Origin of the sequence: Streptomyces sp. NPDC090798, assembly GCF_044768965.1 — a bacterium.
Classification (GTDB): Bacteria; Actinomycetota; Actinomycetes; order Streptomycetales; family Streptomycetaceae; genus Streptomyces.
Map to the genome: position 1 here is coordinate 1 of NZ_JBIVXA010000034.1, position 26,486 is coordinate 26,486.

Consider the following 26,486-nt stretch of genomic DNA (forward strand, 5'->3'; position numbering starts at 1 on the left):
CACCTGGGCCGCCTTCCTGCGCTCCCAGGCCGAGGCCATCCTGGCCGCAGACTTCTTCGAGACCAAGACCCTGTCCGGTGCGACCCTGACCGTGCTGGCGGTGATCGAGCACGCCACCCGCCGCGTGAGGATCCTCGGCGCCACGGCACATCCGACTGCGGACTGGGTCACCCAAGTCGCGAGGAACCTCGCCATGGACGTCCAGGACACCGGAGCGAAGATCAAGTACCTGATCCGGGACCGCGACGTCCGCTACCCAGCGGGCTTCGACGCTGTCCTGGCGGACGAAGGCATCGAGGTCGTGCGGACCGGGGTAAGGATGCCCCGCATGAACGCGACCATGGAGCGCTGGATCCGCTCGTGCAGAACCGAACTCCTCGACCGCACCCTGATCTGGAACCAGACCCAACTGCTGCACGCCCCGCACGAGTACGAGACGTTCTTCAACCAGCACCGCCCCCACCGGACCCTCGCAGCCGCCGCACCCCTGCGCCCGCTCCCGGAACCACTCGAATCCGACCGACTCGTCCATCTCGACGTCCGCAGACGCGACCGCCTCGGCGGCATCCTCCGCGAGTACCAACATGCCGCGTGACCAGCACGGACGTGGTTCTCGGCACCTACAAGGCTCTCGATGCGGCCTGACAACGGTGACGAGAGCCGGAGTTGCGTAGGTCGTTGAGCATTGGCCTTCGCCGGCTGCAGACGACGCCCTGGACGCGAACGACACTCTCGCCGGGGCACTGTCCGCGCTCGGGCCGGACGGCGCGGCGACCCTTGCGCCGGTGATAGCCGCCACCACCGACGCACGCCGGCGCCGTCGGACGCGCCGACCTCCCGCAGCTGGGAACGCTTGTTCTGCACGCGGCGCATCGCGGCGTGCCGGGTTCCCCTGCGACTCGAGTCAATCAAAGAGGGCGACGAGCCCGTTCACCCAGATCGCGAGGAATGCGAGGACCGCCACCAGGCATCCGGCCCCTGCCAGGAAGTCGGCGAAGGCGCTGCCCCTGCTGTCTGTCTTCCGGCTGGATGGCGGCGTGTCCCAGTCGACGGGGTGTCCCATGGCCTCGGAGCAGGCTGCTCGTACTGCTGCCAGTTGTTGTCTGGCAAAGGCCGACTGGGCAAGCGACTCAGGGCCTTGCCAGGCAAGTGCCCGCATCCGCTGGGGAGCGGTGCGGTATCTCGCCTCGAAGGCCGCGGTCTCGGATGCGTCCCGGTCCTGTTCGAGGTACATCCAGCGGCCCGCTTCCGCAGGCTCTCCGTACAGTCGGTACACCTCGGCCAGGCGGCGGCGAAGCATCAGGTCGTTCGGAAAGGACGACACCAGCCCGCGCAGGCGCTGGCGCGCGACGGGAACCCGTCCGGCGGCCAGATCTGCATCGACTCGGGCAACGGTGTCTCTCAGCGGCATAAGCGCATGATCGGGTACCGCAGTGACCGCCGTCGACCTGGTTTTTGCCACTCAGCACTCGCTCCCCCGTGGTCAGGACAGCGTCGTGTGCGGGTGTGGCGTACGGGGTTCTGGCGCAAAGGCGTGCACGAGCTGCGGTCAGGGAAGGTTTTGTGTTGACAGCCCGCAGCTTTTGGCGCCTACTGGCCGCTCAACTTCGCCCAGGTGCAGCTGTCCATACTGTCGTGAGGGCCGATCCTGGAGAGTTCCGAGCCGTCACGCCCCACGGCCACGATGAGCGGTCGTATCCCCCCGCGGCCCGTGGACGGGGACTTCCAGACGACGATGAGGCTGCTGTTCCCGGGCACCTCGATCCGTCGCTCGCCGAGGAGGAGATGATCCACCTCCGCGGCCACCTGGAGCTCGTTGGATCCGATCCAGGGGTCTGTCCCGATGGAGTGCGGATGCGGATGCCGCAGGCGGTCGGCACGGCTCAGAACGCCTGCGCCTCCGCCAAGCTCGATCATGCCGACTTGTCCGGGCTGGCCCGCCGCCGGCCTTCCCGTAGGCAGGTCACCATCTGAACTGCTGCCACCGCCCGTGTACTGCCACTCCTCACCGCAGAGCTCCATGAGCGCGGTGTGCGCATCGGCTTTCGCGGCCCTGGGGCGCCACACTAGCCAGACCGCGCCGATACCCGCGTCGAGGTCGACGTCACCCGACACCACGGTCAGCAGGCGGCGGGGCAGCCAACCGGGCTGCGGCGTACGGCCGTTAACCATGCGCCGAATCACCCCCGGCATGATGATCTCCATCCAGCGGTGAATCCGGCGCATCCGACTCAGCTCCGCGGAAGTAGGCATGTTCTCACGGTACCCAGGGTGGGCAAGGCTCATCGCGCCAGTGGAGCCGAAGCCGCGCCGATGACCGTGAGGAACGCCCTGCACGATCCGAGAGCGGGAGACAGCCGGGGCACTACACAAACGTGGGCGTGATCTTCTGGCCGTGATCTTCCGTCAGGTCACCTGCCCACGGTATCCACTACTGAAGGACTCGCGTTGGGGCGGGTTCAGGCCGTGGTGGGCATGCCCGTGGTGCCGGTGATCGCGTTCCAGGTCTCGAAGCACCCGGCGCTGCTTCTTCATGAGCTGGGCCATGAACCGCTTCGCGGCCTTCGTGTCCGACCTGGACCAGAATTTCCAGTAAGTACCCCGGTGTCCTCCCCCCGCGCAGGCGGGGGTGAGCCGGTCTTCGAGCACATCCCGTTCCTGAAGGTCTTGTCCTCCCCGCGCAGGCGGGGGTGAGCCGACGGGGTGGATCCACCGCCTGGAGAAGGGGGAGTCCTCCCCCGCAGGCGGGGGTGAGCCGGCATGCTCGATGAGCTCGAGGCCCGGCAGAACGTCCTCCCCGCGCAGGCGGGGGTGAGCCGCCGTACGAGCGCTCAAGTTCCGCACGGTCGTCGTCCTCCCCGCGCAGGCGGGGGTAGCGGCGTGGTGCACGACTGAGGTCGGGATGTGCTGGCCTGGCCGCTCGGCTGTTGGATGATCAGCGCATGGCTGTGCGGTCGGAGACCAGGCCAGCGATCGCTAGTGCCGTGACCGGATAGGTTCACCGAAGTCTCGTGGTCTGCGGGTGCGTGAGTCACCGCTGCTCCCCCGGTTTCGGCTGGTCGCAGGGCTGAGCGACCTCGTTTGCATGGTTGTAATCAACTTGCTGTCCGCCCCGGCGGGCGGGCAGGGTCTGGATCATGCTTGAACTACGCACTTTGGAATCAGACGACTGGCCCCTTTGGCGGGAGTTGCGACTGGCCGCGCTTGCTGAGGCGCCCTACGCGTTCGGATCGACGCTGGCCCAGTGGCAGGGCTCCGGCGACCGAGAGGAACGCTGGCGCGCCCGTCTGTCGATTCCTGGCGCGCACGATCTCGTCGCGCTCCTCGACGGCCTTCCGGTGGGCCTGGCCAGCGGAGTGCCGGGCGAGGGAGCAGAGAACGTGGAGTTGATCTCGATGTGGGTCAACCCAAAGGCTCGGGGCAAGGGCGTGGGCGACTACCTGATCCAGGCGGTCGAGCGGTGGGGGGCGGAGCGCGGGGCCACGACCCTGCGGTTGTCCGTCATGCCGGACAACCGCAAGGCGACTGCGCTCTATGAGCGGCACGGTTTCACGGACACGGGTGAGCCCGGTGATCTTCTGCCCGACGGCGTTGGCAGGGAGCGGGTCATGGCGAAGAGCCTGGCCGCTGTCTGATCTCCACATCCGGGCACGGCGGGATCCCTCACTTGGTCAGGCTGCGGCGGCGAGGGGGCGTCCGCCCCAGCGAATGCCCTTCTCGCTGCGGATGCGGGCGCGTTCGCGGCGCTGTGCCGCCAGGACGTCGGGGTGGCGGGGGTTCTGGTTGCGCCAGCGCAGATAGCGGTGCAACTGCCGGGCTTCTTGGGCGGTGCCTGGACCTGGTCGGGAAACCGCTTGGCCAGGCCCCGGTATCCGACGTCGACCTTGGCCTTGACCGTGGGATATCGCTCGAACAGATCACCGATCTCTTCAGTGTTCACTGCCGTCTGATCGTGCATACGGCCCGGCCGGATTGCGCCCGTCCACAGGGTGCGGCCCTGCCCGTCGGTGATAACGGTGACCTTCTTCGTGTTCTGCCGCATCTTGCCGGAGACGAAGGCCCGAAGGCCGGGCCTGCCGGCCTTCGGGCGCCGTACCCGCACCTCGGTTCCGTCGACCCGCAGCTCAACGCCCTGCGCGCTGGCGTACGCGAAGACATCAGCCATCGTGTGCATCGACGCCGTAGAAGACGGCCAGAGCCGCGTGCGGAAGCTGGAATCGCAGGACCACCAGGGTGGCGATCATCCGATCGGTGAAAACCAGTTGATGGCGCGGCCCGCCGCCTTCGGCCCGCAGCCGGTCGTGACCACGACGTTCACGCCGCCGAGAGTCCTGCCGCGCCATCCATGGGCCCGCCAACTCGGCGACGAGCGCGCCAAGTCGACGCCTTGAGATGCCAGTGCAGACAGGATGCGAGAGAGCAATACGGGTCAAGGAAGACGTCACAATCTCCCCAACCCGTACGGCTCTCTTCACGTCATGGCCCCGGCCGTTCCTGTCTCTCGCACACCACGCCGCTAGTCCCGCTGGGCGGCGAACAGTTCCAGGTGTGCGCAGGTGGGGCAACGATAGGCATCGATCTGCCAGTGCGGTCGACCCATCCTCTTGGCACCGCCGAGTGGGCCTCGCTGAAGGGGGCCCGCGATCCACCGCGCGAACCCGCGAGCGCCTTGTCCGGAGTCCTCGACGAAGCCCGGCTCTAGCCCCACCGCACCGCATTGGGTGCACCGTATGTTGTTCACCGTGGGAGTGTAGTGAGCAGCTGCGGGCGTTGGTCATTGGGACCAGTTCCCGTCGCCCTCATCCCGCGTGACGCGCAACAAACGGGCCGTGGCCTTTCGTGCACGGCCCCGTAAGCCCGCGCCGTGCCCATGCGGTCGCTGTACGCGGACGTCCTCCCCGCGCAGGCGGGGGTGAGCCGCGCTAGCAAGCGTCCAGCCGCAGTCAGGCTCTCGGCGGCCGTGCGAGGGCGCGGGAGGCCGGGGTCAGTTTCCGTCCTCGTCCTGGGCGCGTTGGTAGAGCTTGGCGATGTTGTTGTCGAAGTACGCGGCATAGGAGACGTCGTCCTCGTCGCCGCCGCCTTCATGGCCGCCCAGGACGCCGATGACGGTGCCGGTGTGGCTCTTGGGGTCGTAGTCGGCGAGCCAGGGGCTGCCGCTCGTTCCGCCCTCGAAGTCGGTGCACTGGATGCGCAGTTGGGTGTCGCTGAATTTCGTGGTGCGGTTCTGGCAGGAGATCGGGGTGTCACGGCTGGTGGGATAGCCGGTGATCTTGACTTCGTTGTTGAAGCCGGGGTCTATGCCGAGGCTGTTGCCGCCCAGGACGTCCTGGAGGCGCTGTCACGTTGACTGACTGGGTGGGATGATCTTGGTTGATCACGCTGGGAGGTGTCGTCCGTGGGGAGTACGGCGCCGTCGTACAAGGGGCACCGGTACCCGGTCGAGGTGATCTCCCACTGCGTGTGGCTGTACTTCCGCTTCCCGCTCAGCTTCCGTGAGGTGGAGGAGCTGATGCTCCAGCGAGGCGTCATCGTCTCCTACGAGACAGTGCGTCGCTGGTGCGCCAAGTTCGGCCAGGCCTACGCGAACGGACTGCGCCGCCACCGGCCCCGGCCCGGAGACAAGTGGCACCTGGACGAAGTCTTCATCAAGGTCAACGGGGAGCTGAAGTACCTGTGGCGTGCCGTCGACCAGGACGGCAACGTACTCGACATCCTCGTCCAGAACCGGCGGGACAAGGCCGCCGCCCGACGCTTCTTCCGCAGGCTGATGAAGAAGACCCGGTCGGTGCCAAGGGTGGTCGTCACGGACAAGCTCCGCTCCTACGGCGCGGCCCACCGTGAGGCCATGCCCTCCGTCGAGCACCGCTCCCACAAGGGACTGAACAACCGGGCCGAGAACAGCCACCAGCCCACGCGGCAGCGTGAACGCGCGATGAAGGGCTTCCGCAGTACCGGTGGAGTCCAGCGGTTCCTGTCCGCGTTCAGCGGCATCTCACCCCACTTCCGGCCCCACCGCCATCTGATGACAGCCTCCGACCACCGAGCCGAGATGACCATCCGCTTCGCCATCTGGGACCAGATCACCGGCGCTGCCAGCCGGCCCACCACGGCCTGAACACAGGCCCGGACCGCGGGCCCACCACGCCCCGACGCACCATCAGACAGTCACTCACCCAACAACGTGACAACGCCGAAGCTGTGCATGAGCGATTCGTGCACCGTTTCAGCAGGTCGGAGCCCCGGGAGTCCGCACTGGCTTATGTGCGGGCCTGATCGCACCCCTGCAGCGGAAGAACGGCTGGGCGCTGGCGGAGGAAGCCGGCCACGCAGGTCCGGACCGCATCCACCGGATGCTGAACGGATCGAGTGGGACGCCGATGAGGTGCTCGACGACGTGCGTCAGTACGTGGTCGAGCACCTCGGCGACCGGGACGCCGGGACAAAACGCTCTTTTATTCCTCGGGGTGCCGTATTCCCTTGAGTGCGATCAAGGTGATGGTCGAGGGACCGGTGCCATCCCTCGTCCGTGCTGCTCAGGCTGGCACTCTTGCGGGTGACTGACGTACAGATCCGCCGACGGCCGGTCGGTCGCGGCGGTACACCGGGTGGCACCAGAGACCATCACGTCGATCCGGAGGTCCACGTGCACTTTCAGCGATCCGCTTTACGGCGAACCATCGCCGCGCTGGCCGTTGCGTCAGGGGTGGCACTGCTGGCACCCGCGCCTGCCACAGCCGTCCCGCACCCGCCGAAGCCGCGCCAGCAGGTCTTCGCCTACGTCACCAGTAACGACGGCCACGTATACCCGATCGACACGAGGACCAACATCGTCGTGGGGTTCGGGGCCACTGAAGTCGGCGGTGGCCCCGACCAGGTGGCGGTTACCCCTGACGGGGCCAGTCTCTACGTGACCAACGCCTTCAGGTACGTGTCGGCGGTCAACATCGCCAAGAAGAGCGTCAAGGACATCCTCTACGACAAGGACGAACTCTCTCCCGACAGCCTCTACGGAGAAGCCATCGCCCCCGACGGCAAGCACGCCTACGTGGCCGTCCAGAATCCCTTCCACGGGGACAAAGTGTCGGTGATCGACACCACCACCAACAAGGCCTCCGCCGCCATCAACATCAGCAGGCCCGATCAGGTGGTGATCAATCCCAACGGCAAGCGCCTCTACGTGTCCAACAAGGGCGGCCTGTCCGTGATCAACACCACCGACAACCAGGTCATCGACACCATCCACCTCAACGAACCGGCCAAGGGCATGGCGATCACCCCCAACGGCAAGCGCCTCTACGTGACCGGGGACAGCGGCGCCGTCTCGGTGATCAACCTCGCGAAGCGGAAGATCGTCCACACCATCCCTGATGCCGGCACCGGCGGGCTGGCGATCAGCCCCAACGGCAAGCGAGCTTACGTGGTCGGCGTCGACACCAAGGTCACCCAGGGCAAGGTGTCCGTGATCAACCTGAACACCGACACGGTCACCAAGACCGTCCACATCGGCGACATCCCGCCGAGCACCGGGTCAGGCAGGTACTTCCGCCCCGCCGAGGTGGCCCTCACGCCCGACGGAAAGAGCGCCTATGTGGTCGGCTCCTACGGCAACGGGACGCCCCAGGGGACGGTTTTCGCGATCAACACCGCGACTGACGCGGTGACCCCCATCACCGTCGGCGCCGGCGACACCATGGGGGTAGCCGTCGGCCAGCTGTGACGGCGACACGAGCGCTCCGGCAGATCCAGGCGGCACGCGCTTCCTGCCGAAGTTCGAACATGAACGCCTCGCCTCCAAAGACGTCCACTGCCAAGGGAATTGATTGGTGAACTCCGCCAGGGCGCGGCGTGGTCAACGAGTGCGCTCCCGGCTGTTGCGTGGGGGAGCGTCGTCGTCTCCGACGGCTCTGCTTCAGCGGCCGGGCGGTTCGGGGTAGCGCCGACGGCGCCGGTCCGGGTCGTCGACGCCGATCTCGTACCAGGGCTCGCCGCGCTTCAGCCGGGGCAGGGTGTTCACCCACACCGCGATGGCGATGCCCTGGACGTCGGCGGTGAGCGCCTGGCGGCGGTTGTCGAGCAGATGCTCCGCCTTGCCCGCCAGGACGACGTGCAGCCGCGGGAAGCGTTCTGAGCGGGTGTAGCGGTGGCGCTGCCAGAACGGGAAGGTACGGCCGTTGGTGCCACGGGCTCCCTCCCAGACACGGTGCCCGGCGTAGCGCTCGTAGTCCCAGACCTCACGGGCGAGGCGTTCCTGGGTCATGGTCCCGTTGTCGAGTTCGAAGAGGCGGACCTCGCTGGTCGCGGTGGGCTGGGCGAGGACGGCGTCGGTGTTGAAGCTCAGGCCGATCTCCTTGATGGCGTGGTTCACCTCCACCTGCCAGTCGGTCAGCGAGCGCCGGCTGCCGTAGGCGAGGATCGCGTCCGTCACCGCGACGCCGTGCGGTCCGAACCCGGCCTTCACCGCCTTCGCGCCGGTGCCGGCCTTCGGTCGGGGAGGCAGCTCGTTGCCGTCGGCCAGCGCCTTCTGCCCCGCCGGGGTCAGGTTCCAGATCGGGTGTTTACCCGCCTTGCCGTTCGTCTCTGCCAGCCCCAGCTCCGCCAGCTCCTTCATCGCCCTGCGCACGTACGACCGGCCGTCCGACTCCTCCGCCGTGATCACCTGAGCCATCTGCCGGACCGTCGCTATCCGCACGCACCCCAGCATCCGCAGCGCATCGGCCCGTACCTTCCCGGCCGTGGGAGTGGACTTCTTCCCCTTCGCCGACGTCTCAGGGGAAGGGAGAGAGGTGTCAGCGTGCCGGGAGGCCCCCTGGCGGGCGGTGTGAGCTGCGGTGATGGGAACGACGTTGGAATCGTTCGCGGCACCGTTCACGGCACTGGATTCCGGGCCGCCCGGAGGGCGCTCAGCACCTCTTGACCAGGTCGGGCGCGGCTCCGGATCGGGCTGCCGGGCGCTGCTGGCGTACGTCATGACGAGGCTCATCTACGAGCGCGAGCAGTCGGCCGAACCCGGCACGTCGCCCGGACATCCGTCCCCGCCGCTGCCCGCTCCACCGGTGCGCCGGCCTCTGTCCGGCGCGAGCGCGGAGGGCCGCCCCCCGACGCGCAACAGACGACGAGTTCGCCCCGAACCCTCGCTCCCGATCCGCCGCTGTCTGCGTCCCCCACCCAACATCAGATACATCCAAAGAAGCAGGCGGGACAGAGGAGAGGGAAGAGGGTTGTCGCGGTGCGTGGTCGGGCCTGGTCAAGGGGTCTGACCTGCACAGACAGCGGGCAAGCCGCTGTGCTTGCCGGTAGGGGACTTGGTAGGGGGAACGGTAGGGGCGCCGGTAGGGAGATTGGCGGCTTGCCCGTGGAACTCGCGCTGTATCCACGCGTCGTGGTCTGGGCGGTCAGGCCTCGATGTCCGCGACGACCACGACGGTGCGCAGTGCGGTGACGAAGTACAGGACGCGGACTCGTTCGATCTCGTCTGCGTACTGGCGGAGTTCGGGGTGGGTGGTGTCGCCGGGGATCGGTTCGCCGATCTCGGGGTCGACGGAGATGCCGACCAGGGCGCGGTCCAGGGCGTGGATCTGGTGTTCGTCGGTGAGGTTCTCCATCTGCTTCGCGGCGGAGTCGCTGAGGGCGATCTGGGCACGGCGTCGTTCTGTCATCAGGCGACGGCCGGGCGCTGGGTGGCGAGTCGGGCGAGGTGGGCCTCGCGCAGTTCCTCCCACGGCATGCACTCCTCGACCGCCGGCAGTCCGTTGGGGATACAAGGTCACCCCGGCTCACCCCCAAGGGCGGTTTCAAAGTCTTTTCGATCAACGATCCGTGCTGGTCACGGCATCGTGACGATGGGGCGGCGGGCCCTCACGCACACAACGAAGCTCCGGTTGATGCCGGTGACCTACCAAGTCGCCTGCACCGACCGGAGCTTCGATGTGTCGTCAGTCTGCCACTGTGTGTCCGGTCAAGTCACCCTCGCGTCGGCATCGCGCGGTCGGCGACCTTGCCTGATCCACGTGACCGGCGCGGCAGGCGTCACCCGTTCGTGAGCGTGCTGCTGGTGGCCTGCTCCGCAGTCATGTGCGGGGCCCGGTCCTTCGCGGCGATCGGACAGCGGCCGCGAAACGCTCCGCAGGACACCCTGGCCCGGCCCGGCGCCCGGACCGTGTCCGCCTTCACCGTTCGCACCGCCCCGAGCACCGCGACGATGGGATGCACGCGTGGGGCTTCTACTCCCCCGGGCCTCCGGTCAGGAGTACACGGTCTTTCCCAGCGAATACGCGACCTCGCCGCCCTTCACGACGTACGCGCGCAGGGTCAGCGGGGTGTCTTCGGTGATGTTACCCGATGTGCAGTCGGTGTACGGAGAGGCGTGCCCGGCGGTCGTGGCTTGCCGGAAGGTGCCGTTCAGATGGGCCTCGATCCCGTAACCATCGCCCAGATAGTCCGACGCACAAACGGTGTCTCCGGTTCCGGGACCGATGACACCGTGGGGGTCCGCGTACCAATCCACCGACCCTGCGAGCACTCCGTCGTTGTAGACGTTGATCGTGTAGTCGCCGTCGGAGAAAGACTGGTAACCGAAGGTGAAAGAGGGAGCGGCGGAAGCGGGCCCGGCGTTCGTCAGTGTCATGCCGGCTGCGAGAGCGAGTGTTCCGGCGAGTGCGCCGAGCCTTGCTGTTGTGCGAGCCATTTCGAGTGTTCCCCTCCGAGATGCCCTGCGTGAAAGGCACAGTCTGCGGCCCTGTCGTGATCTTGTCAACGACGTTCATAGCTGCCATACAGGCTGCTCAGAGGCTCGTACTGCGGGCGGGAGTTGGGGCTGGGGTTGGGGGGCTCACCCCCGCCGGCGCGGACCTGACCGACGTACCGGGCCTTGAGTACCTGACCGGCTCTTACTTGCGCGGCGCGGACCTGGTGGACGCGACATGGTCGGAGCGGACGCGTTGGCCTGATGCCGTTGCCGCGGTGATGCGGGAGCGGTCCGTGCCGATCGGCGGCGGCAAGTATCGCGTGCAGGGTTCCGGGAACACCGGGGCGGATCTGTCAGTACCTCAGGTCCCCGTGCCCTGACTGGGCCCCATGCTCCTATCTCTGGCCCAGAGGCAAAGTAGGAGCGTTCGGCTGGTCAAAGTCCCGGGCCCCTTCCTGCAGTTCGAGGACCGGCCGGGTGGGGTAGAGGGGATGTCTACGGTCCGACCACGGGCCATCACGGTGCCTGACCGCGGATCTCGCGGTCGTCGGCGACCAGAAGGTGCAACCTCCAGCGCGCCGCCCAGCCGCAACCCTCCAACGCAACCCCGAGCCCCAACTGCCGACCGGCTACGGCCACAATCACGCTCATGGATGACTCGGGAACGCTCTGGACCGCCATCGGCTCGATAGGCACAGCCCTTGCCCTCATCGGGCGTGGTCTGGCAGGCCATGCTGACGCGGCAGGCCCTGGAGGTCAGCAGGCTCACAGCCATTGATGCGATCCGAACCCGGCTCGACTCAGAGGCGCCCCAGGTCACCCTCAGGTTGGAGACCCCCGTGTGGCCGCCGCTGGCTTGGACGCCGATGGGGATCGGCGTGTGGCGGGTCGCCCCGCACCATCTCACGGAAGGCTCAGGGCTTCGGACCCTGCAGTACGAGCTGGTGCCCGCGAGACAGCGCACCCACTGGCTTTCACGCGCGCAGAACCGGAAGCTGCCCGACCCCGGCCAGCTGTAGCCCGCGGCCGCCCTGCCCATCAACCGTTCGACTTCCAGTGTCCAACAAGGGTGTTCAACAACTAGGGGTGTCCAGGAACGCGCCCGAGCCCTTTTCTGTACGGTGCCGTGCATGACGACTACCGCTGAGTGGGGGGACGCTGACAGTCCGCTGGAAGCCTTCCCCCTGACCTCCTCCGGCGCCCGGGTCGGGTACGCACGCGTCTCCACGAAGGGGCAGTTGCTCGATCGGCAGCTCGCGGCGCTGGAGTCGGCCGGCTGCGTGCGGGTGTTCGCCGACAAGAAGTCGGGCAAGAACGCGGAGCGCGAGGAACTGTGGAAGTGCCTCGACTACCTCCGGCCCGGCGACACCCTGGTGGTGCCCTCCCGCGACCGATTGGGCCGTTCGATCCAAGACCTGATCTCAATCGTCGCAGGGCTGCGCCAGCGGGGCATCGGCTTCCAGTCGCTCCACGAGGCGCTGGACACCACGACTCCGGGTGGCCGTCTCGTCTTCCATGTGTTCGCGACCCCGACCGGGGCCTGACGCACCTCGAACGCATCACGCAGAACACCCCGCCGCCCGCCCCAGCTTCAGCCACCGACTCACCCTCGTCTGACTCGAGCGACAGACCTCAGCCCGGATCGCCCCCGTAACGAAACGTGCGGGGCCTGCGTCACGCGCCGAGCCAGGCGAGGGCTGCGACGGTCAGGGTGCTGACGCCGGTGTCCAGGGTTGGCTGGGTGACGGGGGCGAAGGCGGGGCTGTGGTTGACCGGGATGTCCTGGGCGATGGTGCCGTTCTTGGCGGCCTCGGCGTACAAATCGGGGTCGATGCCACCGATGCCCCAGTAGGTGAACGGTGCGCCGAACGCCTTGGGGATCTCGCTCATGTCTTCGCTGGCGGTCTGCAGGTCGATGGTGTGTGACCCGGATGTCCTGGTCATCGCCGCGTCGCGCCCTCGGTGCGAATGGACGACGCTGGGTGATCCGCATGGTGAGTGGGCCACGGCCCGGTGAGGGCTTGAAGTCGACGCGTCACTTGACGATCTCCAGCACTGCCATCATGCCCGCGTCCTCGTGGTTGAGGATGTGGCAGTGCAGGACGGTCTTGCCTGTGTAGTTCTTGAATTTCATCCGGATGACGAACTGGCCGTTGGCGGGGACGCTCGCAACGTCCTGCAAGCCGTGACCGTGGTGGGGACGGCCGTTGATGCTCATCAGCTGGAAGTGGTTGGTGTGCACGTGGAAGGAGTGCTCCTCATCGCTGACGTTGCGCACGGTCCACTCCTCAACCGTGTTCAGCTTGGCCCGGATGTCCACCCGGTTCGGATCGAACTGCTTGCCGTTGATGTAGTACTTGGTGCCGTCCTTGTTCTCGGAGAACACGACGCTGCGCCGCACGGCGATCGGAGCGTGGCTCAGGTCCACGTCGGGCGCGAAGGATGAGGTGGGCAGCGGCGCCGGGCTCGCAGAACCTCCTTCGGAGACCAGGGTGGCCAGGGTCGCCTGCGGGAAGGAGTTGCCGCCCGGTCCGGTCGTGTACGGGAGCGTCTGCAGCTGGGTACGGCCGGCCGGACCGCCTTGTACGAGCACATCGAAGCGGGCGCCGGCCGCGAGGAGGAGCGAGTCGCCTGCCCAGATGCGGTCGACGGGGGTGCCGTCGTGAGCGATCACATGGAATCGCTGTCCTTGCAGGTGGACCTTGTAGTAGATGTTGGCGCTGACGTTGGCCAGCCGCCACAGCTGGGTCTCACCCGGCCGAATGCGGATGGTCGGGTTCAGCTGACCGTTGACCGTGCGGTTGGTGGGGGCGCCGATGTGCAGGTCCTTGGTTCTGACCTCGTCGCCCTGCACCTGGAAGTCCTTGAGGGCGATGACGTGCTCAGTGATGTTACGCAGGTTCGCCGGTAGATATTGCTGCAGCCCGTCGACGATGAGGATGCCCGACATGCCCCCTGCGACCTGCGGTGCGGAGGTGAGGTGCGGGTGTGGGTGGTACCAGTAGGTGCCGGCCCGCAGCGTCTTCGGGAACTGGTAGGAATAGTGGAACGTCTCGCCGGGATGGATGTGGATGAAGATGTTGTCGGCGTTGCCGCTCGGTGACACATGGAGTCCATGCAGATGTAGGTTCGTGTCCTCGTTCAGCGTGTTCTTCATGGCCAGGTCGAGCTTGTCCCCTGGCCGGATCCGCAGCGTGGGCGGCATGTAGCTGCCGTTGTAGGTGAGGGCCCACATCTTGCGGCCTCCCAGGTCCACCTGCCGCCTCTCCACGACGAGTTGCACCCGCAGGAGCCCGTCGTGACTCACCATCTGAGCCGGTTCCTTGAGCGAAGCACCTTCCGCAAACGACGGCGTCCGAGTCGGCGAGGACGACAGGGGCGGTTCGGCGGCACAGCCGCTCATCAGGGTGGCGATGGCAAGGAACAAGCCAATGGCGATACAGGGCAGCGTGGATTGGGATCGCATGACACCTCCGCTGACGGGCACCCAGGTCTCGCCTATACGAGCAGCATCGGGCACTCGGCCGAAGCCACACGCACCCCTGCTGGACCGTTCGAGCGACCAGGAACACCCCGATGCCGCCCTGGGGCGGCAGAAACCGGGCGCGCTGCCGCCTCAGTCGAGCTCGAGGTCTGTCTGCAACGGCTGAATCGTGACCCTTAGCCGTGGAAGCCCTCACCCACCGCGCTGCTGCCGGTGACCTGGCTGCACCCCCTGCCCCTGGGCACCAAGAGAGAGGAACAGGAGCTGTTCCGGCGCGTCCTCGCGAGCTTCGAGGCCGACCTGAAGCAAACACGCTGCCACACTGCACCAACGCACCGGCGGCTACTTCAAAGCCCTCGCCTACGTCATCTCCACCGCCGCCGTCATCGCGATCCGCAGCGGCAGCGAGAACATCACCATGACAGAGATCGACGCCGCGACAGCCCAGATCCGCTGATGAACGTACCGAGTTCGTGACCGCTGGTCTCTGCCGGGACCTTCATAGAAGTGAAGGATCAGCGCCGCGAGACAGGCCTGATCGACATGATGACCGCCATGAACGATTTCTTGGACAAGCTGTGGTCGATGGAGTTCGGAGCTGCCCTGCTGGGTGCCCTGGCAGGTGGGGCCTTCACGATCCTCGGGTCGTGGCTTCAGGCCCGAAGTGCCAACCGGGCCACCGCTTTGGCACAGGCCCAGGCGAATGCTCAGCGGGCCTTCGACACGCTCACCGAACTCAAGGTGTACATGGAGGCCCAGACCTTCGTGGGCAGGGGCACGCATGGGACCAGGACGGAGTGGAACCGGCAGCGCAAAACGCTGATCACTACGGCCAACAGTTCGATCATGCTGCTGCCGGATGCGTACAAGGAGACGCGTGGCCCAGCTCTCATGCTGCTCCAGATGATCAAGGAGTGGTACGGGGATCCCGAGTGGCGCGAGTACGAAGCGGAGACGAACCTCCTCCTGTCCGAGGCGTTGAATTTCCTTGGGCTGTTCGTCCGCGGGTCTGCGGTTCCGGAGAAGCGCGAGATGACCGAGATCATCGCGGAGACGCTCGGACAGTACCGGCGCCAGTGGATGACCACCGAATTGGAAGACCTCGCCCGCGAAGCCGAGAACAGCGGCTTGGACGAGGAGGACCAGGAGCGGGCCAACCACTTCGGCACGCCCTGGGGCTCCTCCCCCAGCAGGGGCCCGACCCCGACGCTGCGACCAGTCCGGCCCAGGCTCCCGGCACGCAGTGACGTAAGAATCGCGCAGATGTTGGGGGCCTTCTCCCGCGTGAGGGGTGGCGCGGTGCGGGGCAGCGGCCTCTCCGGTCAAGCGACGACGAACCAGGCGGAGGAGGCGTTCTGTTCGAGGAGGAAGTTCTCCCGGATGCGACGCGAAGAGCCGGTCGAGGGCGCTCCGGACTGCTTCGTCGTCGGATCAGTCGAACATCAGCGCGGTTCTGGCAGCTAGCCGGGCCTGGCTCCGAGCCCTCCCAGATACAAAATCTGCCCAGGGCCGGAATCAGTCGGACGGCATGAGGACGGCGTCTGGCCCGTGACAGGGACAGCGTCGATTCTCCTCGCGGGCCGTCTGTGGAGCCAGAGCTAATAGCAGGTGACGGTACGTCACTGTGCCTGCTTTGGATCAGTGTTGGATTGAACTCACTTTGTCTGTTTGTGGGGCGCAAGCAAGGGGCCTTGTATATGCCTTCCTGACAGAGTGGAACTGCCTGGGTTCAAGGTCCGATGTGTCTCTGGGGAGGGCATGTGAGTGCCGGGGCGGGCGCTATGGCTCTGTTGTTCAGTGAAGCGGAAGGCCGCATCCGGGTATCGGTGACTGAAGCCCCGGAGGGCATACACGCTTTGTCCGTACCGGTGCGTCGTGAGGGGATGAACCGCGCACCGCGTAATCGCCGGGGTTTGCTGCGCATTCGGGAGGTCGACCTGGTGACTGCGCGCGAGCAGCCGGCCTATGAACCCCCGGAGACTTTGGATAGCCGGCATCTGGTGTGGGTGCTCTCGGCGCAGCGGCGCTCTTGGGCCACGGTGGAGTCCCGTTTCGGAGACAGGGCGTGGGATGTAGCTCTGGCGCTGGTGCGGTGCGGAGGTGTGGTTCTGCGTTGCGCGGTTGATGACGATCTCGAGCTCGCCGGTCCGTTGGCATGGCGCCTGTCTCATTCCTGGGCATTGCAGGCGGATGAGTTGCTGCAGGAGCTGCGCGGATGGCGGGATCCCGATGAGGTACGCAAGGAACTGCTTGCGTTGATGGCGCCTGTACCGGAGTTGGAGCGGGAGCAGGTGCTGCTGGATACCTGTCCGGCGGTTCGCCGCTGAGGGTGCCGCAGGACAGTGCGGTCGCGACCGAGGCGTGGACTGCCTATGAGGCGGCGGTGCGCGCGGCGTCGGTGTGGTGGCCGGCGTACCGGGACGGGGAGCGTTTGTCCGCCAAGGAGTTGGCTGGCCTTGCGTTGAGCGGGTCGAAGAAGTGGACCCCTCCGCGGCAGGCGGCTTTCGAGAACCTGGTCGGGATGAGCTTTGACCTGGCGCTCGATGAGGCTGATGTCGATATTCGGGTGCGGGGGCCTTTGCGGTGGCGGGTGGGGTCGGTGGCTGCCGACGCTGCGGTGGCCAAGCCGTGGATCGCTCTGCCTGCTGGCGCTCTGCGGCTGGTGGGGGAAGTCGAGCACGGCGGGCGGGGCGTCTTCTTGGTTGAGAACTCCGACACGTTTGAACGCGTGTGCGCGATCCCGGAGGTCACGTCGCAGTGGCTGTGCATCTGGGGCAAGGGGTACGTCACCAACAAGCTGGTTGCCCTGCTGGAGTGGATGCGTCCGGAGCGGATGGCCATCTGGGGAGACCTGGATGCCGATGGGATTGCCATCATCGATGATCTGTCCCGGCGCTTGGACCGCAAGGTGCATCCGGTGGGGATGGAGTGGAGATGTGGCGTGCCGGCCCCTACCGGGATCAGGAGCCGGAGCAGTATCCGAAAGCGCGCGCGCTGGCGGAGAGGATGGCGGCGGAGGGGCCGGTGGAGCTGCGGGCCCTGGCGGCGGAGATCGCGGTCTCGGGCGAATCGTGTGAGCAGGAGCCGTTGCACCGGAAGGTGCTGCCTCGCTTGGTTGGGCTGTTGGAGGCGGTGCCGGCCGGTGGGTGAACAGCTCGCGTTCGGGGACGGCGATCGGGAGGATCTTGGTTGCAGCGCCTACAGCTACACCGCGCACGGTGACTGGGACCGGCGCCTGACCAAGTCGGAGAAGGCGGCGCCGCGTACGCGCGGACAGCGCATGGGGCGTGAGGAGTTCCCCGCCTGGCCGGGGCTGCAGCAGCAGCGGCGCGAGGCCGAGCGCAAGGAACCCCACGATGCCTCCATTAGCTGCGCGGCTCTCCCCAAAGCCGTGTGAACTGCTCCATCCTGCCAGTCCCGAACATGCAGGAGCGCCGAAGACCGCCACGGCGGGGGGCAATAGCGTGGGCTCAGGGGGCAGGGCAAGCAGTTGCAGGGACAAACTCGTCCACAGTCCGCATCCCTGGAGGCGGGCAGTGCCGCATACGGTGATCTGGCAGCCGACTTGCCCGGACGCGGTCTCGACCTGCCTCGAAGTCCTATGTGCGTCAGGGTCCGGCACAGAAGAGCGACTCGGGGAGCGCAGCTGGGCCAGCGGCACCAGCCGGCCATGGGACTGGCCCTTCTGCGCCCCTTCAACACCAGCCCCTCGACCACCACTACCCGCGGCTCCTCACTCCTGAGCAGTCAACGCTCACGTTCAGCAGATCACGACCACATCACAAAAACCGCAGGTGAAGCCAACCCTCAGAGGCGCACGCTCAACCCAGCTCCAGCCCTACCTGTCAGTACCTTCTATCGAACTCCGCTCACTAAAACTGAACAACTTCCTGCTTAGCCCGTAACGACTGCTCATCTCCAAGCGAGCCGCAACAGCCGCATGAGATGGCCATGGCAGCACCCGGTGCGCACCACCGCTTGCAGCAGGCCACGCCTGCTGCCCAGTGCCACGGACGGCATCAGCTTCCAAGCCCTCTACACCATCCACTGGCGTCCCCACCGGCGCAGCCAACCGTGCGTCGAAGAAGCCGTCCGCGCCCACGTCCACGCCTCAGCACTGGGCACAGCAGCCTGCCTGCCGGCCACCGACCTCCTCGCAGCCCAGGACGCCGTCAACGCCGCCCTGCCTCACGGATGCCGCACTGCGCACTACCGCCTGATCTCCGCCCGAACAGTCCTGCAACTACCCCCCGACGCAGCAGACTTCCTGCAACAGCAACAGGCAGACGACCACCGCATCCGCCGGCTGCGCTTCCTCAAAACCCACCTCTACGACCATCCGAGCCTCGTCGTCCTGGACCGGCTCGAGCACCACTCCCCCGGAACACTCAGCGACGACCACGTCGCCGAACTCCAGCGCCTCGCCCGGCTGATCACCTCCTGCGACCGATGGTGGTCCCCACTGATGCAGCAATGGGAGCAACTCGGCAACGGCTTCCACGACACCGGGAAGCAGCAACAAGCCATGCTCGCCCTTCTCGACTCACTCAAAACCCTCAACGGCGGCAGCCTGCCCACCGGCGCCATCACTCCAGGACCCGACGCCTTCGCCCCTGCGACGCAGTGGAAAGCCCACCCATGAAACTCGCTCTGTGGCGGGCCGTCCTCGACCCCGTCACCAGCCTCCGGGCTCTCTTAGTCCAGCGACGCAGCACCACCCCCCTGTCCTACGACACCGCCTGGCGCCAAGCCCGCATGCACCGTCACCCCGACGACATGCCCTACCGCCTCCACGGCCACCAACCACAACCCGCCACCGACACCACAGACCACCAACCCGCCAACCCCCCATCTACAGAGGTCACTTAAACGACACCCGGCACAGTGGGCGGCCGCGGGGCTACCCCCAGCGGCCCCTGCTCCCGGCCGTCCTCGAGGCTCCCTTGAACGGCCTGCAGAGCCAGTGAAGCGCTCAAAAGCGGTCCCTCGGTCTGAGCGCCTTGATTTCAGCTGCCCGATCAGGAGGGGGCGCGTGCAAGACCTCTACGCGCCGGCTGCGGTCGGGGGGTGGGTATCCGTCTCCGAGACAGCGAGCGCGGCAGGTACGGGGGTCGCCGCGGTGGGGTTGAGACGCCAGGCTGTGGTGAAGGGGAATTCGTTGTTCACCCACAGCACGCCGGCCAGCTCGGGAGGCATGGTCCAGCGCGGCGGATTGGACGGGTCGATCTCGACCGGGTGGTGGATGAACGAGTCGCCGAAGTTGAACTGCATGCTGAGCGTGGGTGCGCCACACAGCAGGTCGTCGAGGTGCTGGAGTCCTAGGCCGGTGAACTTGTCCGCGCCTGCCGCGACGATCAGCGGGAGACGACCCTGCTGCCCGGGGCGGCACGCGCGACGGGTGCCTCAGCGCTGGAAGACCGCTGTCGCCACGGGCACCGCCAGCAGCAGGCTGAGCCCGATCAGGGGCAGCCGGTCCAACCACAGGACGGCGGCGAACTCACGCAGGGTGGCGGAGAGCCAGTACGCGGGAGAGGTCGGCGCCCCCACGACGTGGACGAGGACGCCGGCGCGACGGGCCAGCAGGGCCGTGCGGTAGACGTGGAAGCCGCTGGTGACCACCGTGGCACGGTGCCCGGAAGCGGTGCGGTCCATGAGAGCCGCGCTGAAGCGGAGGTTCTGCCCGGTGTTCACGGAGCGGTCCTCCCGCACGATCCGGTCGGCAGCCACCCCGCGGGCGCGTAGGTAGTCGGCCATGGCGTCCGCCTCGGAGCGCACCTCGTCGCCGCCCTGGCCGCCCGAGACGACGAACACCACACCGTCTGCGTCCGGTGCGCCGGCGGCGTCGACCGCGAGGGCCCGCTCCAGCCTGCGGCGCAGCAGCGGACCGGGCCGGTCGCCATTGAGCCCGGCGCCCAGGACGACGACATGGGTGGTCCCCGGCGGCGGGGTGCTGCGGCCCCGGACGAACACGTAGACGGTGAAGGCGAGGAAGAGCAGGCTGAGGTATCCGGCGGCCGCGTTCACCGCCACCATGAGGGCACCCGCCACCTCGCCCCCGACTGTCTGGACGACCGCGTCGAGGCCGAGCACCGCCAGCAGGGCGCAGCCGGCGGCGCCGGTGGCCAGCAGGGACGCCTGCGGTCCGTAGCGCCGGACCAGGACGATGCCGTCGAGCAGCAGGAGCAGGCCCAGCGCGAGGGTCATGAGCAGGGCGGCGACGGCGAGCACGGTCACGAGGGTGGGGTGAGTCTCCGCACTGCGGGCGGCCTCGCCGAGCCCGGCCGATGTCACCGCGAGGCAGAACAGGACAGCGGTGGAGAACCGGTGCGGCGCCAGCACGGCATGGACGACGCCGCCCACGGCGAACACCGCCGCAGCAAGGTACTCCGGGTGCTCCGGCACGTCCCCCACCACTCCGCTCTCCCGCCCGCCGGGCCTCACCCCGTCCACCCGTCGCCGCCTGCGCATTTCCGGACCCGCGCAGCGCTGCGGGGCCCGGTGCGGACGCCGCCGGATATCCTCGCAGACCCGTCGGGGGGCGCCGTACGCGGGCGGGTGCCGACGCGATGGGCCGGGACCGGCGTACGCCCGTCGCCCGGGTCAGATGTACCAGGAGTGCAGGACCTCGGCGACGGCGTAGATGCTCAGCCGGGTGTGTATTGACCCGCAGGGTTGTTGACGCCGCTGGACCACTCGCCCTACTACGGGCCGAGCGCCACTCCAGCGGACGCTGCCCCCCAGTACCCGGAGGCGCCCGGGATCGTTGGCCGTGCACGGGCAGTGGGCTGCAGGGCGCTCAGTGCTGTTGTGCAGCCGCCGCCGGGAACCGGATCGCATACGGGAGGCGCCGGGGTGGCCGCCGTGCTGCGGGTGGTGCCCGTCATAGGCGAGACGACGTGGTCGTTCTTTAACTGGGTCGCGGCCGCGTACCGGCTGGAGGCCGGTGATCCCACCCGACCCCGCCAGCCCCTCACATAGGAACAGCGAAAGCCATGACAGCCAGCAACCAACCTGCTAGCCACACCACAACATCTGCTTGGTCACCCCAGACAGCGACCACAACCCCGTCATGGACCCGCTACCAGGACATACACTCCGCGATTCCACTGACGCCCACCCTCTGCCACCCCACCGCCCACTCACAGACGCGGAAGCCGACGCGGCCGTCAGCGCATGGCGCTCGGCGTTCCTTCGCATGCCCTACCTGCGTGACGGTCTGGCCCGCATGGGGCGCGGTCGTCGGCACCCGCCACCTGGGACCTTCCCCGCACTCATCGACGCCGTACGCACCAAGGTCGGCGCTGCCCTGAAAGCCACCGGTCACCGGGCAACCGTCACCTGCCGCGTGCGGCCTGCCCCACGTCTACCCCGGCGGCGCCCCCACTTCACCGTGGCTGTGGCCGGCCGGCCCGGCGAGGCGGTCCAGGTCCGGGACGACAGCAAGGCCGCCGCGACCGATGTCCTGCACCGCCACCGCGCCACGATCACACACCATCACGCCGTGGGCCGCGACCACCGCCCTGCCTGCGACCTCCAGCGCCCCGAACCCTTCGCACTGGCGCTGCGAGCCGCCAGGAACAGCCTCGACCCGCACCACATCCTCAACCCAGGTGTCCTGCTCGACTGACAGGCCGCCACGCGGAAAGCGAGCGCCCGAGCCTGATCAGGCGGAGGCGAAAGCGTCCTCGGGGGCGTCGTCGAGGACGAATCCGTTGTCGAGCCGGACGCGGACCGTGACGCGGTGCATCCGTCGATGGTAGGCGACCCACTGCTCTTCCAAGGCCCCCACCTGCTCCTCCAGTTGTTTTCTGCTCGCCAGCGGCATCTGGTCGCCGAAGTCGTCGAGGAGCGACTTGAGGCGCAGGTACTCACGGACCTCGTGGCTCTGCTGCCGGTGATGCTCGTCCACACGCTCGACGGTGCCCTCGATGCCTGCTGCCAGGGCCAGAGAGGCGGCGAAGGCACCCGTCTCCTCCGGGGGCTCCCCGGCGGGGGTCACCTGCCCGGCCAACCGGAGATCAGCCGCCAGCCGCACCCGTTGGCCCACATTCAGCGTCATCGATCCTTCGTCTTCCTCGTCGGTCACCGGCGATCCGGTACACGTGGCGTCGCCAGGCATGCCGGAGAGGACAGGATCATCCCACCCTCACCTCCGGTCCCGACACGATCGAAGCCTTCGCCTGCCCAACAGCCGCACGGCGGGCGAACAGGAGCCCGAAGACGGTCTGCTGGACGGTGGCGAGAACGGCTTGGAGAACGTCGAAGGGGAAGTGGGGCGGGTGTCGACGCGGGCGGCGGGGGTGCTGCGGTTCAGCGAGGAGCCTGACCCGGCCGTGCTGATGCAACTCGTGCAGCTGCGCGCCATCGACCCCGAAGCCGCGTACTGGCGGCGCGGTGTCGAAGCCGCTACACGCTGGCTACATGAGACGGACAGCAGTGAGCTGCGGGTGCCGTTCACTTACGTCACGCCGGAGGACTGGTCCTCCTCGCTGAGGGTGTGGGTAGCGGATCAGCGCCGCTACTATGCGGCCGGAACGCTGGAAGCGTCGCGGGGCGAAGAGCTGGAGCGGCTGGATGGTGTGGTCGGTGCACGCGTCCGCGTAGGACGCTAGGACGCCGGCCTCGTCGTCGCCCGCTCGCCGGCCACAGCCGTCTGGGAGGGAGCAGCGGTGGGAGTGTTCGCCAAGAACCCTCGCGCGGCAGCCCGGAAGGCGGCGAAGAAGGCTGCACGCCGTGCACGCGGGGAAACAAGATGTGCTGTACAGCGGGGAGCTGTCAGAGAGCCGTACGGAGGCACTGGCAGAGATCGATCCTGGGTGGTGCCCGGCGTGGGAGATCGGGTGGCAGCGCTGCTACCAGGCCTGCCGCCGAACGGTCGCCGCCCTGACCGGACTGCCGGACGACTGCCGCACCGGCCTGATCCGCCGCCGCGCCCTGGACCTGTACGAGGCGATCCCCACCGCGCACCACCACGAGCGCGCCGTACGGGAGCTCCGGGACATCCGCCGCCTGAATCAGGCGGTCCCCTGAGGGCCCGCCCGGGGCCGCCGGTCAGGGAGACCCGGTCACCACCAGAGCCCCGTCGCTCGCCCTTCTGGTCTCGCTGAGTCTCAGCTGCGGAGATGAGCACAGCCGCGCACCGCTGCTGTACTGCTCGTACCGGATCAAGAAGGGATAACTCCTGGCCGGAACGGTTCGACCCCGACGATGTGGCGCACTCGCTCCGGCTCGACCAGGACGTGTACCCGCTGCTCGCCTTCGATCAGCCAGGGGTACCCGTTCAGACCCAGGTACTTGCGGGCCAGCCGGTCCATGCCGCGCTCGGCCTCCTCGCCCTGGACGAAGTGCACCACGCGGCCGGAGATCTGCATCCGGTCATAGGGATTCTCGGCATCGGCGTGCGAGAGGTAGACCCGGGCGTCGTTGCGGAGGTTCTCCTCCTTGATCCGGCCGACCGAAGTATTGAAGACGATCAGCCCGTCCTCCAGCCCCACCCACATCGGCGTGACATGCGGCGCCCCGTCCGGCGTCACCGTGGCCACGTACCAGAAGTTCGGCTCCTCCAGCCGCTTCCGCACCCGCTCGTTCAACTCCGCCGCCATGGCCGCTCCTCCCCCTTGATCATCTCTCGAAGAGCCACTTTGCCACAGCCGGTCAACGTCACCCTGGCGAGAACCACCATGCTCCAGTGGGTTCTCACGAGAACACCGTCCAGATCCCTCGAACCCGCTGGTTTCCCGTAACGCTGGGCGGAACTGGCGGCCTGGGAAGGCTTCCAAGACGACGCGGCGGAAGCGCCGGCGCTGGGCTTTCGAATTCCTGCATGAACGGGCAGGTTCCTGGTTCCACTCGCAGAATCTGCCCGTAAGTGCCAGACCCCGTGCACTCGTTGGATCGGTCTTCACATCAACCCCCGGTCTCAGCTGGCTAATACCGCTCTTCCCCGGGCCGCATGAGCCAGCTGATGGCGCCGAGAACGAGGCACGATTCCCGGACCGCTCGCGGACGCGGGCGTGGACGGTCGAAGTACGCGTCAGCTGACCCCAAGACCGACCGCCAGCGTCAGTTCAAGGACCCGGTGTGGCGATACGAGATCCGGAAACAGCTCCCGCAGCTGCGACATCCGGTACCGGACTGTCTGGGGATGGACGAACAACGCCGCCGCCACCTCGTCCCGCCTGCCCTGGTGCAGCAGCCACGCCCGCAACGTCTCCTCCAGCCGCCGGGCGGTCGCGACAGGCAAGGTCCGCAACGGTGCGAGGGCTCGGGCACGCAGGTCTGCGAACGCGTCCACGTCGGCGCTCAGCACCAGCTCGGGCAGGTGGTCCTCGGTGTCGCGAATATCGGAGGAGAGGGAGCGGGCGCGTACGGCTCGTGCGTACGAGGCGGACGCACGAGTCCATGGCCGGGCCGGGCCGACCACGGCGGTGCGGTCGGTCAGCTGCCGCAAGAGATGTGATCGGTCGGCATCGGGGACAAACAGCACACCGGTGGCGTCCGGCAGATCGTCGAGGACGAGGGTGCTCGGGTCGAGCGCGCGGTAGGCAGGCCGGGCCTGGGCGGCGGGCAGCAGAACCGCGGTCAGCGAAACCGGAGGCTGCCACCCGGCCCGTTGAACAGAGGCCAGCAGCACGTCCGGGCTCGCGCCGGCGAGGAGGTCGCGGGCCAGGTGTTCCAGGTGGCGCTCGTGGGCCCTGCCCCGGGCGGCCAGTTCGTCGGCGTGGCCCGCGGCGCTCGCGGCGGAGAGCTCGTCGATGTAGGCGAAGGTCAGCTCGGCGAACTTGGCGACCTCGGCGGCGGGCAGACCTGCGGGTACGGCACCCGCTGCCAGGCATCGCCAGGCCACGCGGGCGCCGACGCGGTAGGCGCTGAGTAGGGCGTCCATCGAACGGCCGTCGCGCACCTCGCCGCGGCCCAGCTCGTAGGCTGCGTCACCGGCGTCGCCGCCTGTGGCGTTCCCGCTCGCGAGGTCCAGGTAGTGCCCCAGGGCGGTGCGGACGGCTCGGCGGATGGTGCCGCCCATGCTGCCCGAAAGGGCGTTGGCGTAGGAAGGGACCTCGTCGATGATCGCCTGGACGACCTCGTCGGCGGTGGTCTTCAGCGCGGCCCGAAGTGCGGTGACCGTCGTCTCATCCAGGGCCAGTTCGCTGGCCCTCCGGATTGCATGGCTCACGTTTTTGTTCCCTGCGAACAATTCAGCCGACCAGATTTACGTCCTGCGGTCAGGACTTTACGCCTTGAGGCGCAGCAAGCTGGAGTCATGACGAGTGCAGCCCTCCGCAGCAGGGCGTGGAAACTGCTGGAGATGGTCACGACGCCGCTGTTGCCGTCGGACTACCTCGACCTGGTCAGCCCGCTGCGTGCGGGCGCTGACCTGCGTGGGCGCATCGAGGCCGTGCACCCCGAGACGGGTGACGCCGTGACCATCGTGATCAGGCCGGGACGGGGCTGGCGCGGCCACACAGCCGGTCAGTACGTGCGGATCGGGGTCGACGTCGACGGGGTGCGCCTGTGGCGTGCCTACTCCATCACCTCGCCGACAAACCGCCAGGACGGCCGCGTCACGATCACCGTGAAGGCGATCCCGGACGGCAAGGTCAGCAACCACCTGGTCCGCAGGGCGAAACCGGGCACGCTGATCCAGCTCGACCAGCCGACCGGTGACTTCGTGCTGCCGCAGGCCAAGCCCGCCAAGGTGCTCTACCTGACGGCCGGCAGCGGCATCACGCCCGTGATGGGCATGCTGCGCGACATCGAGTTCGACGACGTCGTCATGGTCCACTGCGCGCCACAGCCGCAAGACGTGATCTTCCGCAACGAACTGCACGACCTGGTCGCGGACAAGAAGCTGCGGCTCACCGAGGTGCACACCGACACGGACGGCCAGCTCGACATCGCCCGTCTCGACGAACTCGTGCCCGACTGGGCCGAGCGCGAGACCTGGGCTTGTGGGCCCGCGGGCCTGCTCGACGCCGCCGAAGAGCACTGGACCGAGCACGGCGTACAAGAGCGCCTGCACACCGAACGCTTCCGCCCCGGCATCGTCGTCGCCGGCGACGGCGGCGAGGTCACGTTCAGCGCCACCGGCAAGACCGTCGACGCGGACGGCGCCACGCCGTTGCTGGACATCGGCGAGGAGGCCGGCGTGCTCATGCCCTCCGGGTGCCGCATGGGCATCTGCTTCGGCTGCATCACCCCGCTCAAGGCGGGCGCCGTCCGCGACCTGCGCACCGGCGAGATCACCGAGGCCGAGCCGGGCGTCCTCATCCAGACCTGCGTGTCCGCCGCGGCGGGCCCCTGCGACATCGAACGGTAGGA

At 67.8% G+C, this 26,486-nt stretch carries 26 protein-coding genes and 4 pseudogenes; 16 read left to right on the forward strand and 14 right to left on the reverse strand.

Features of this window, described 5'->3' with window-relative positions; all coding sequences use genetic code 11:
* A partial coding sequence (locus tag ACIQTP_RS43275) for an integrase core domain-containing protein (protein WP_403410790.1) occupies positions 1-595 on the forward strand: 595 nt, incomplete at its 5' end.
* Between the two features lie 309 nt (positions 596-904).
* On the opposite strand, the gene ACIQTP_RS43280 is transcribed toward ACIQTP_RS43275, so the two are convergent.
* Together ACIQTP_RS43280 and ACIQTP_RS43285 are read right to left on the reverse strand one after the other, a co-directional pair.
* Positions 905-1,411 carry a DUF6584 family protein gene (locus tag ACIQTP_RS43280; protein ID WP_099945540.1) on the reverse strand — a complete coding sequence of 169 codons (507 nt, stop codon included), beginning with the start codon at positions 1,409-1,411 and terminating at the stop codon, positions 905-907.
* Positions 1,412-1,590: 179 nt separating this feature from the next.
* Positions 1,591-2,205: a hypothetical protein gene (locus ACIQTP_RS43285; RefSeq protein ID WP_403410794.1), complete on the reverse strand. Its 615-nt coding sequence runs from the start codon at positions 2,203-2,205 to the stop codon at positions 1,591-1,593.
* A gap of 932 nt (positions 2,206-3,137) precedes the next feature.
* Here ACIQTP_RS43285 and ACIQTP_RS43290 point away from each other — a divergent pair.
* A complete protein-coding gene (locus tag ACIQTP_RS43290) occupies positions 3,138-3,635 on the forward strand; it encodes a GNAT family N-acetyltransferase (protein ID WP_403410797.1) in 498 nt (165 codons plus the stop codon).
* A 36-nt stretch (positions 3,636-3,671) separates the two neighbouring features.
* Here the strand turns inward: ACIQTP_RS43290 and ACIQTP_RS43295 are convergent.
* Together ACIQTP_RS43295 and ACIQTP_RS43300 are read right to left on the reverse strand one after the other, a co-directional pair.
* A pseudogene (locus ACIQTP_RS43295) lies at positions 3,672-3,815 on the reverse strand (IS630 family transposase); the annotation flags it as partial.
* Positions 3,816-3,925: 110 nt separating this feature from the next.
* Positions 3,926-4,102: pseudogene (locus tag ACIQTP_RS43300) on the reverse strand (IS5/IS1182 family transposase); the annotation flags it as partial.
* On the opposite strand from ACIQTP_RS43300, the gene ACIQTP_RS43305 reads away from it, so the two are divergent.
* The 5 genes and pseudogenes from ACIQTP_RS43305 to ACIQTP_RS43325 all read left to right on the forward strand — a co-directional run bounded on the left by ACIQTP_RS43305 (position 4,017) and on the right by ACIQTP_RS43325 (position 7,717).
* On the forward strand, positions 4,017-4,391 hold the full coding sequence (locus ACIQTP_RS43305) for a hypothetical protein (RefSeq protein ID WP_403411010.1): 375 nt from the start codon (positions 4,017-4,019) through the stop codon (positions 4,389-4,391). The pseudogene ACIQTP_RS43300 and the gene ACIQTP_RS43305 overlap by 86 nt on opposite strands.
* A gap of 620 nt (positions 4,392-5,011) precedes the next feature.
* Entirely contained in the window at positions 5,012-5,347 is a 336-nt protein-coding gene (locus ACIQTP_RS43310; RefSeq protein WP_403410800.1) for a hypothetical protein, read from the forward strand.
* 48 nt (positions 5,348-5,395) lie between these two features.
* Positions 5,396-6,115 carry an IS6 family transposase gene (locus ACIQTP_RS43315; RefSeq protein WP_403410803.1) on the forward strand — a complete coding sequence of 240 codons (720 nt, stop codon included), beginning with the start codon at positions 5,396-5,398 and terminating at the stop codon, positions 6,113-6,115.
* A 41-nt stretch (positions 6,116-6,156) separates the two neighbouring features.
* Positions 6,157-6,436: pseudogene (locus ACIQTP_RS43320) on the forward strand (transposase); the annotation flags it as partial.
* A gap of 207 nt (positions 6,437-6,643) precedes the next feature.
* Complete coding sequence (locus tag ACIQTP_RS43325) at positions 6,644-7,717, forward strand: YncE family protein (protein ID WP_403410806.1); 1,074 nt, start codon at positions 6,644-6,646, stop codon at positions 7,715-7,717.
* Between the two features lie 192 nt (positions 7,718-7,909).
* On the opposite strand, the gene ACIQTP_RS43330 is transcribed toward ACIQTP_RS43325, so the two are convergent.
* The 3 genes from ACIQTP_RS43330 to ACIQTP_RS43340 form a co-directional block, all read right to left on the reverse strand.
* The gene (locus tag ACIQTP_RS43330) at positions 7,910-8,980 is read right to left on the reverse strand and encodes a replication-relaxation family protein (RefSeq protein ID WP_403410809.1); all 1,071 of its coding nucleotides are present in this window, start codon (positions 8,978-8,980) and stop codon (positions 7,910-7,912) included.
* A 412-nt stretch (positions 8,981-9,392) separates the two neighbouring features.
* Positions 9,393-9,656 carry a hypothetical protein gene (locus ACIQTP_RS43335; protein WP_403410812.1) on the reverse strand — a complete coding sequence of 88 codons (264 nt, stop codon included), beginning with the start codon at positions 9,654-9,656 and terminating at the stop codon, positions 9,393-9,395.
* 584 nt (positions 9,657-10,240) lie between these two features.
* Positions 10,241-10,624 carry a hypothetical protein gene (locus ACIQTP_RS43340; protein WP_403410815.1) on the reverse strand — a complete coding sequence of 128 codons (384 nt, stop codon included), beginning with the start codon at positions 10,622-10,624 and terminating at the stop codon, positions 10,241-10,243.
* A 1,190-nt stretch (positions 10,625-11,814) separates the two neighbouring features.
* Here ACIQTP_RS43340 and ACIQTP_RS43345 point away from each other — a divergent pair.
* The gene (locus ACIQTP_RS43345; RefSeq protein WP_403410818.1) at positions 11,815-12,228 is read left to right on the forward strand and encodes a recombinase family protein; all 414 of its coding nucleotides are present in this window, start codon (positions 11,815-11,817) and stop codon (positions 12,226-12,228) included.
* 130 nt (positions 12,229-12,358) lie between these two features.
* Here the strand turns inward: ACIQTP_RS43345 and ACIQTP_RS43350 are convergent.
* Together ACIQTP_RS43350 and ACIQTP_RS43355 are read right to left on the reverse strand one after the other, a co-directional pair.
* Positions 12,359-12,610 (reverse strand): annotated as a pseudogene (locus ACIQTP_RS43350) (amidohydrolase); the annotation flags it as partial.
* A gap of 109 nt (positions 12,611-12,719) precedes the next feature.
* On the reverse strand, positions 12,720-13,994 hold the full coding sequence (locus tag ACIQTP_RS43355; protein ID WP_403410821.1) for a multicopper oxidase family protein: 1,275 nt from the start codon (positions 13,992-13,994) through the stop codon (positions 12,720-12,722).
* 729 nt (positions 13,995-14,723) lie between these two features.
* Between ACIQTP_RS43355 and ACIQTP_RS43360 the strand changes: the two genes are divergently transcribed.
* From ACIQTP_RS43360 to ACIQTP_RS43375, 4 genes are all read left to right on the forward strand, one after another.
* Positions 14,724-15,632, forward strand: coding sequence for a hypothetical protein (locus ACIQTP_RS43360; protein WP_403410824.1), 909 nt, complete (start codon positions 14,724-14,726; stop codon positions 15,630-15,632).
* A gap of 317 nt (positions 15,633-15,949) precedes the next feature.
* On the forward strand, positions 15,950-16,495 hold the full coding sequence (locus tag ACIQTP_RS43365) for a hypothetical protein (protein ID WP_403410827.1): 546 nt from the start codon (positions 15,950-15,952) through the stop codon (positions 16,493-16,495).
* 2 nt (positions 16,496-16,497) lie between these two features.
* The gene (locus ACIQTP_RS43370; protein WP_403410829.1) at positions 16,498-17,565 is read left to right on the forward strand and encodes a Wadjet anti-phage system protein JetD domain-containing protein; all 1,068 of its coding nucleotides are present in this window, start codon (positions 16,498-16,500) and stop codon (positions 17,563-17,565) included.
* 567 nt (positions 17,566-18,132) lie between these two features.
* A complete protein-coding gene (locus ACIQTP_RS43375; protein ID WP_403410832.1) occupies positions 18,133-18,810 on the forward strand; it encodes a hypothetical protein in 678 nt (225 codons plus the stop codon).
* A 401-nt stretch (positions 18,811-19,211) separates the two neighbouring features.
* Here the strand turns inward: ACIQTP_RS43375 and ACIQTP_RS43380 are convergent, their stop codons facing one another.
* Together ACIQTP_RS43380 and ACIQTP_RS43385 are read right to left on the reverse strand one after the other, a co-directional pair.
* Positions 19,212-19,439 carry a hypothetical protein gene (locus ACIQTP_RS43380; protein ID WP_403410835.1) on the reverse strand — a complete coding sequence of 76 codons (228 nt, stop codon included), beginning with the start codon at positions 19,437-19,439 and terminating at the stop codon, positions 19,212-19,214.
* Positions 19,440-19,571: 132 nt separating this feature from the next.
* Positions 19,572-20,570 (reverse strand): YdcF family protein, encoded by a 999-nt coding sequence (locus ACIQTP_RS43385; RefSeq protein ID WP_403410838.1) that lies wholly within the window; start codon positions 20,568-20,570, stop codon positions 19,572-19,574.
* A gap of 793 nt (positions 20,571-21,363) precedes the next feature.
* Here ACIQTP_RS43385 and ACIQTP_RS43390 point away from each other — a divergent pair.
* A complete protein-coding gene (locus ACIQTP_RS43390) occupies positions 21,364-21,795 on the forward strand; it encodes an FAD-linked oxidase C-terminal domain-containing protein (protein WP_403410840.1) in 432 nt (143 codons plus the stop codon).
* A 36-nt stretch (positions 21,796-21,831) separates the two neighbouring features.
* Here the strand turns inward: ACIQTP_RS43390 and ACIQTP_RS43395 are convergent, their stop codons facing one another.
* A complete protein-coding gene (locus ACIQTP_RS43395; protein ID WP_403410842.1) occupies positions 21,832-22,227 on the reverse strand; it encodes a hypothetical protein in 396 nt (131 codons plus the stop codon).
* A 190-nt stretch (positions 22,228-22,417) separates the two neighbouring features.
* On the opposite strand from ACIQTP_RS43395, the gene ACIQTP_RS43400 reads away from it, so the two are divergent.
* A complete protein-coding gene (locus ACIQTP_RS43400; RefSeq protein ID WP_403410845.1) occupies positions 22,418-22,780 on the forward strand; it encodes a helicase associated domain-containing protein in 363 nt (120 codons plus the stop codon).
* A gap of 142 nt (positions 22,781-22,922) precedes the next feature.
* A complete protein-coding gene (locus ACIQTP_RS43405; RefSeq protein WP_403410848.1) occupies positions 22,923-23,198 on the forward strand; it encodes a hypothetical protein in 276 nt (91 codons plus the stop codon).
* A 134-nt stretch (positions 23,199-23,332) separates the two neighbouring features.
* Here the strand turns inward: ACIQTP_RS43405 and ACIQTP_RS43410 are convergent, their stop codons facing one another.
* Both ACIQTP_RS43410 and ACIQTP_RS43415 read right to left on the reverse strand, forming a co-directional pair.
* Positions 23,333-23,770: a TIGR03618 family F420-dependent PPOX class oxidoreductase gene (locus ACIQTP_RS43410; protein WP_403410850.1), complete on the reverse strand. Its 438-nt coding sequence runs from the start codon at positions 23,768-23,770 to the stop codon at positions 23,333-23,335.
* Positions 23,771-24,201: 431 nt separating this feature from the next.
* The gene (locus ACIQTP_RS43415; RefSeq protein WP_403410853.1) at positions 24,202-25,341 is read right to left on the reverse strand and encodes a PucR family transcriptional regulator; all 1,140 of its coding nucleotides are present in this window, start codon (positions 25,339-25,341) and stop codon (positions 24,202-24,204) included.
* An 87-nt stretch (positions 25,342-25,428) separates the two neighbouring features.
* Here ACIQTP_RS43415 and ACIQTP_RS43420 point away from each other — a divergent pair, with 87 nt between their 5' ends.
* The gene (locus ACIQTP_RS43420; RefSeq protein ID WP_403410856.1) at positions 25,429-26,484 is read left to right on the forward strand and encodes a ferredoxin reductase; all 1,056 of its coding nucleotides are present in this window, start codon (positions 25,429-25,431) and stop codon (positions 26,482-26,484) included.
* The last annotated feature ends 2 nt before the right edge of the window (positions 26,485-26,486 follow it).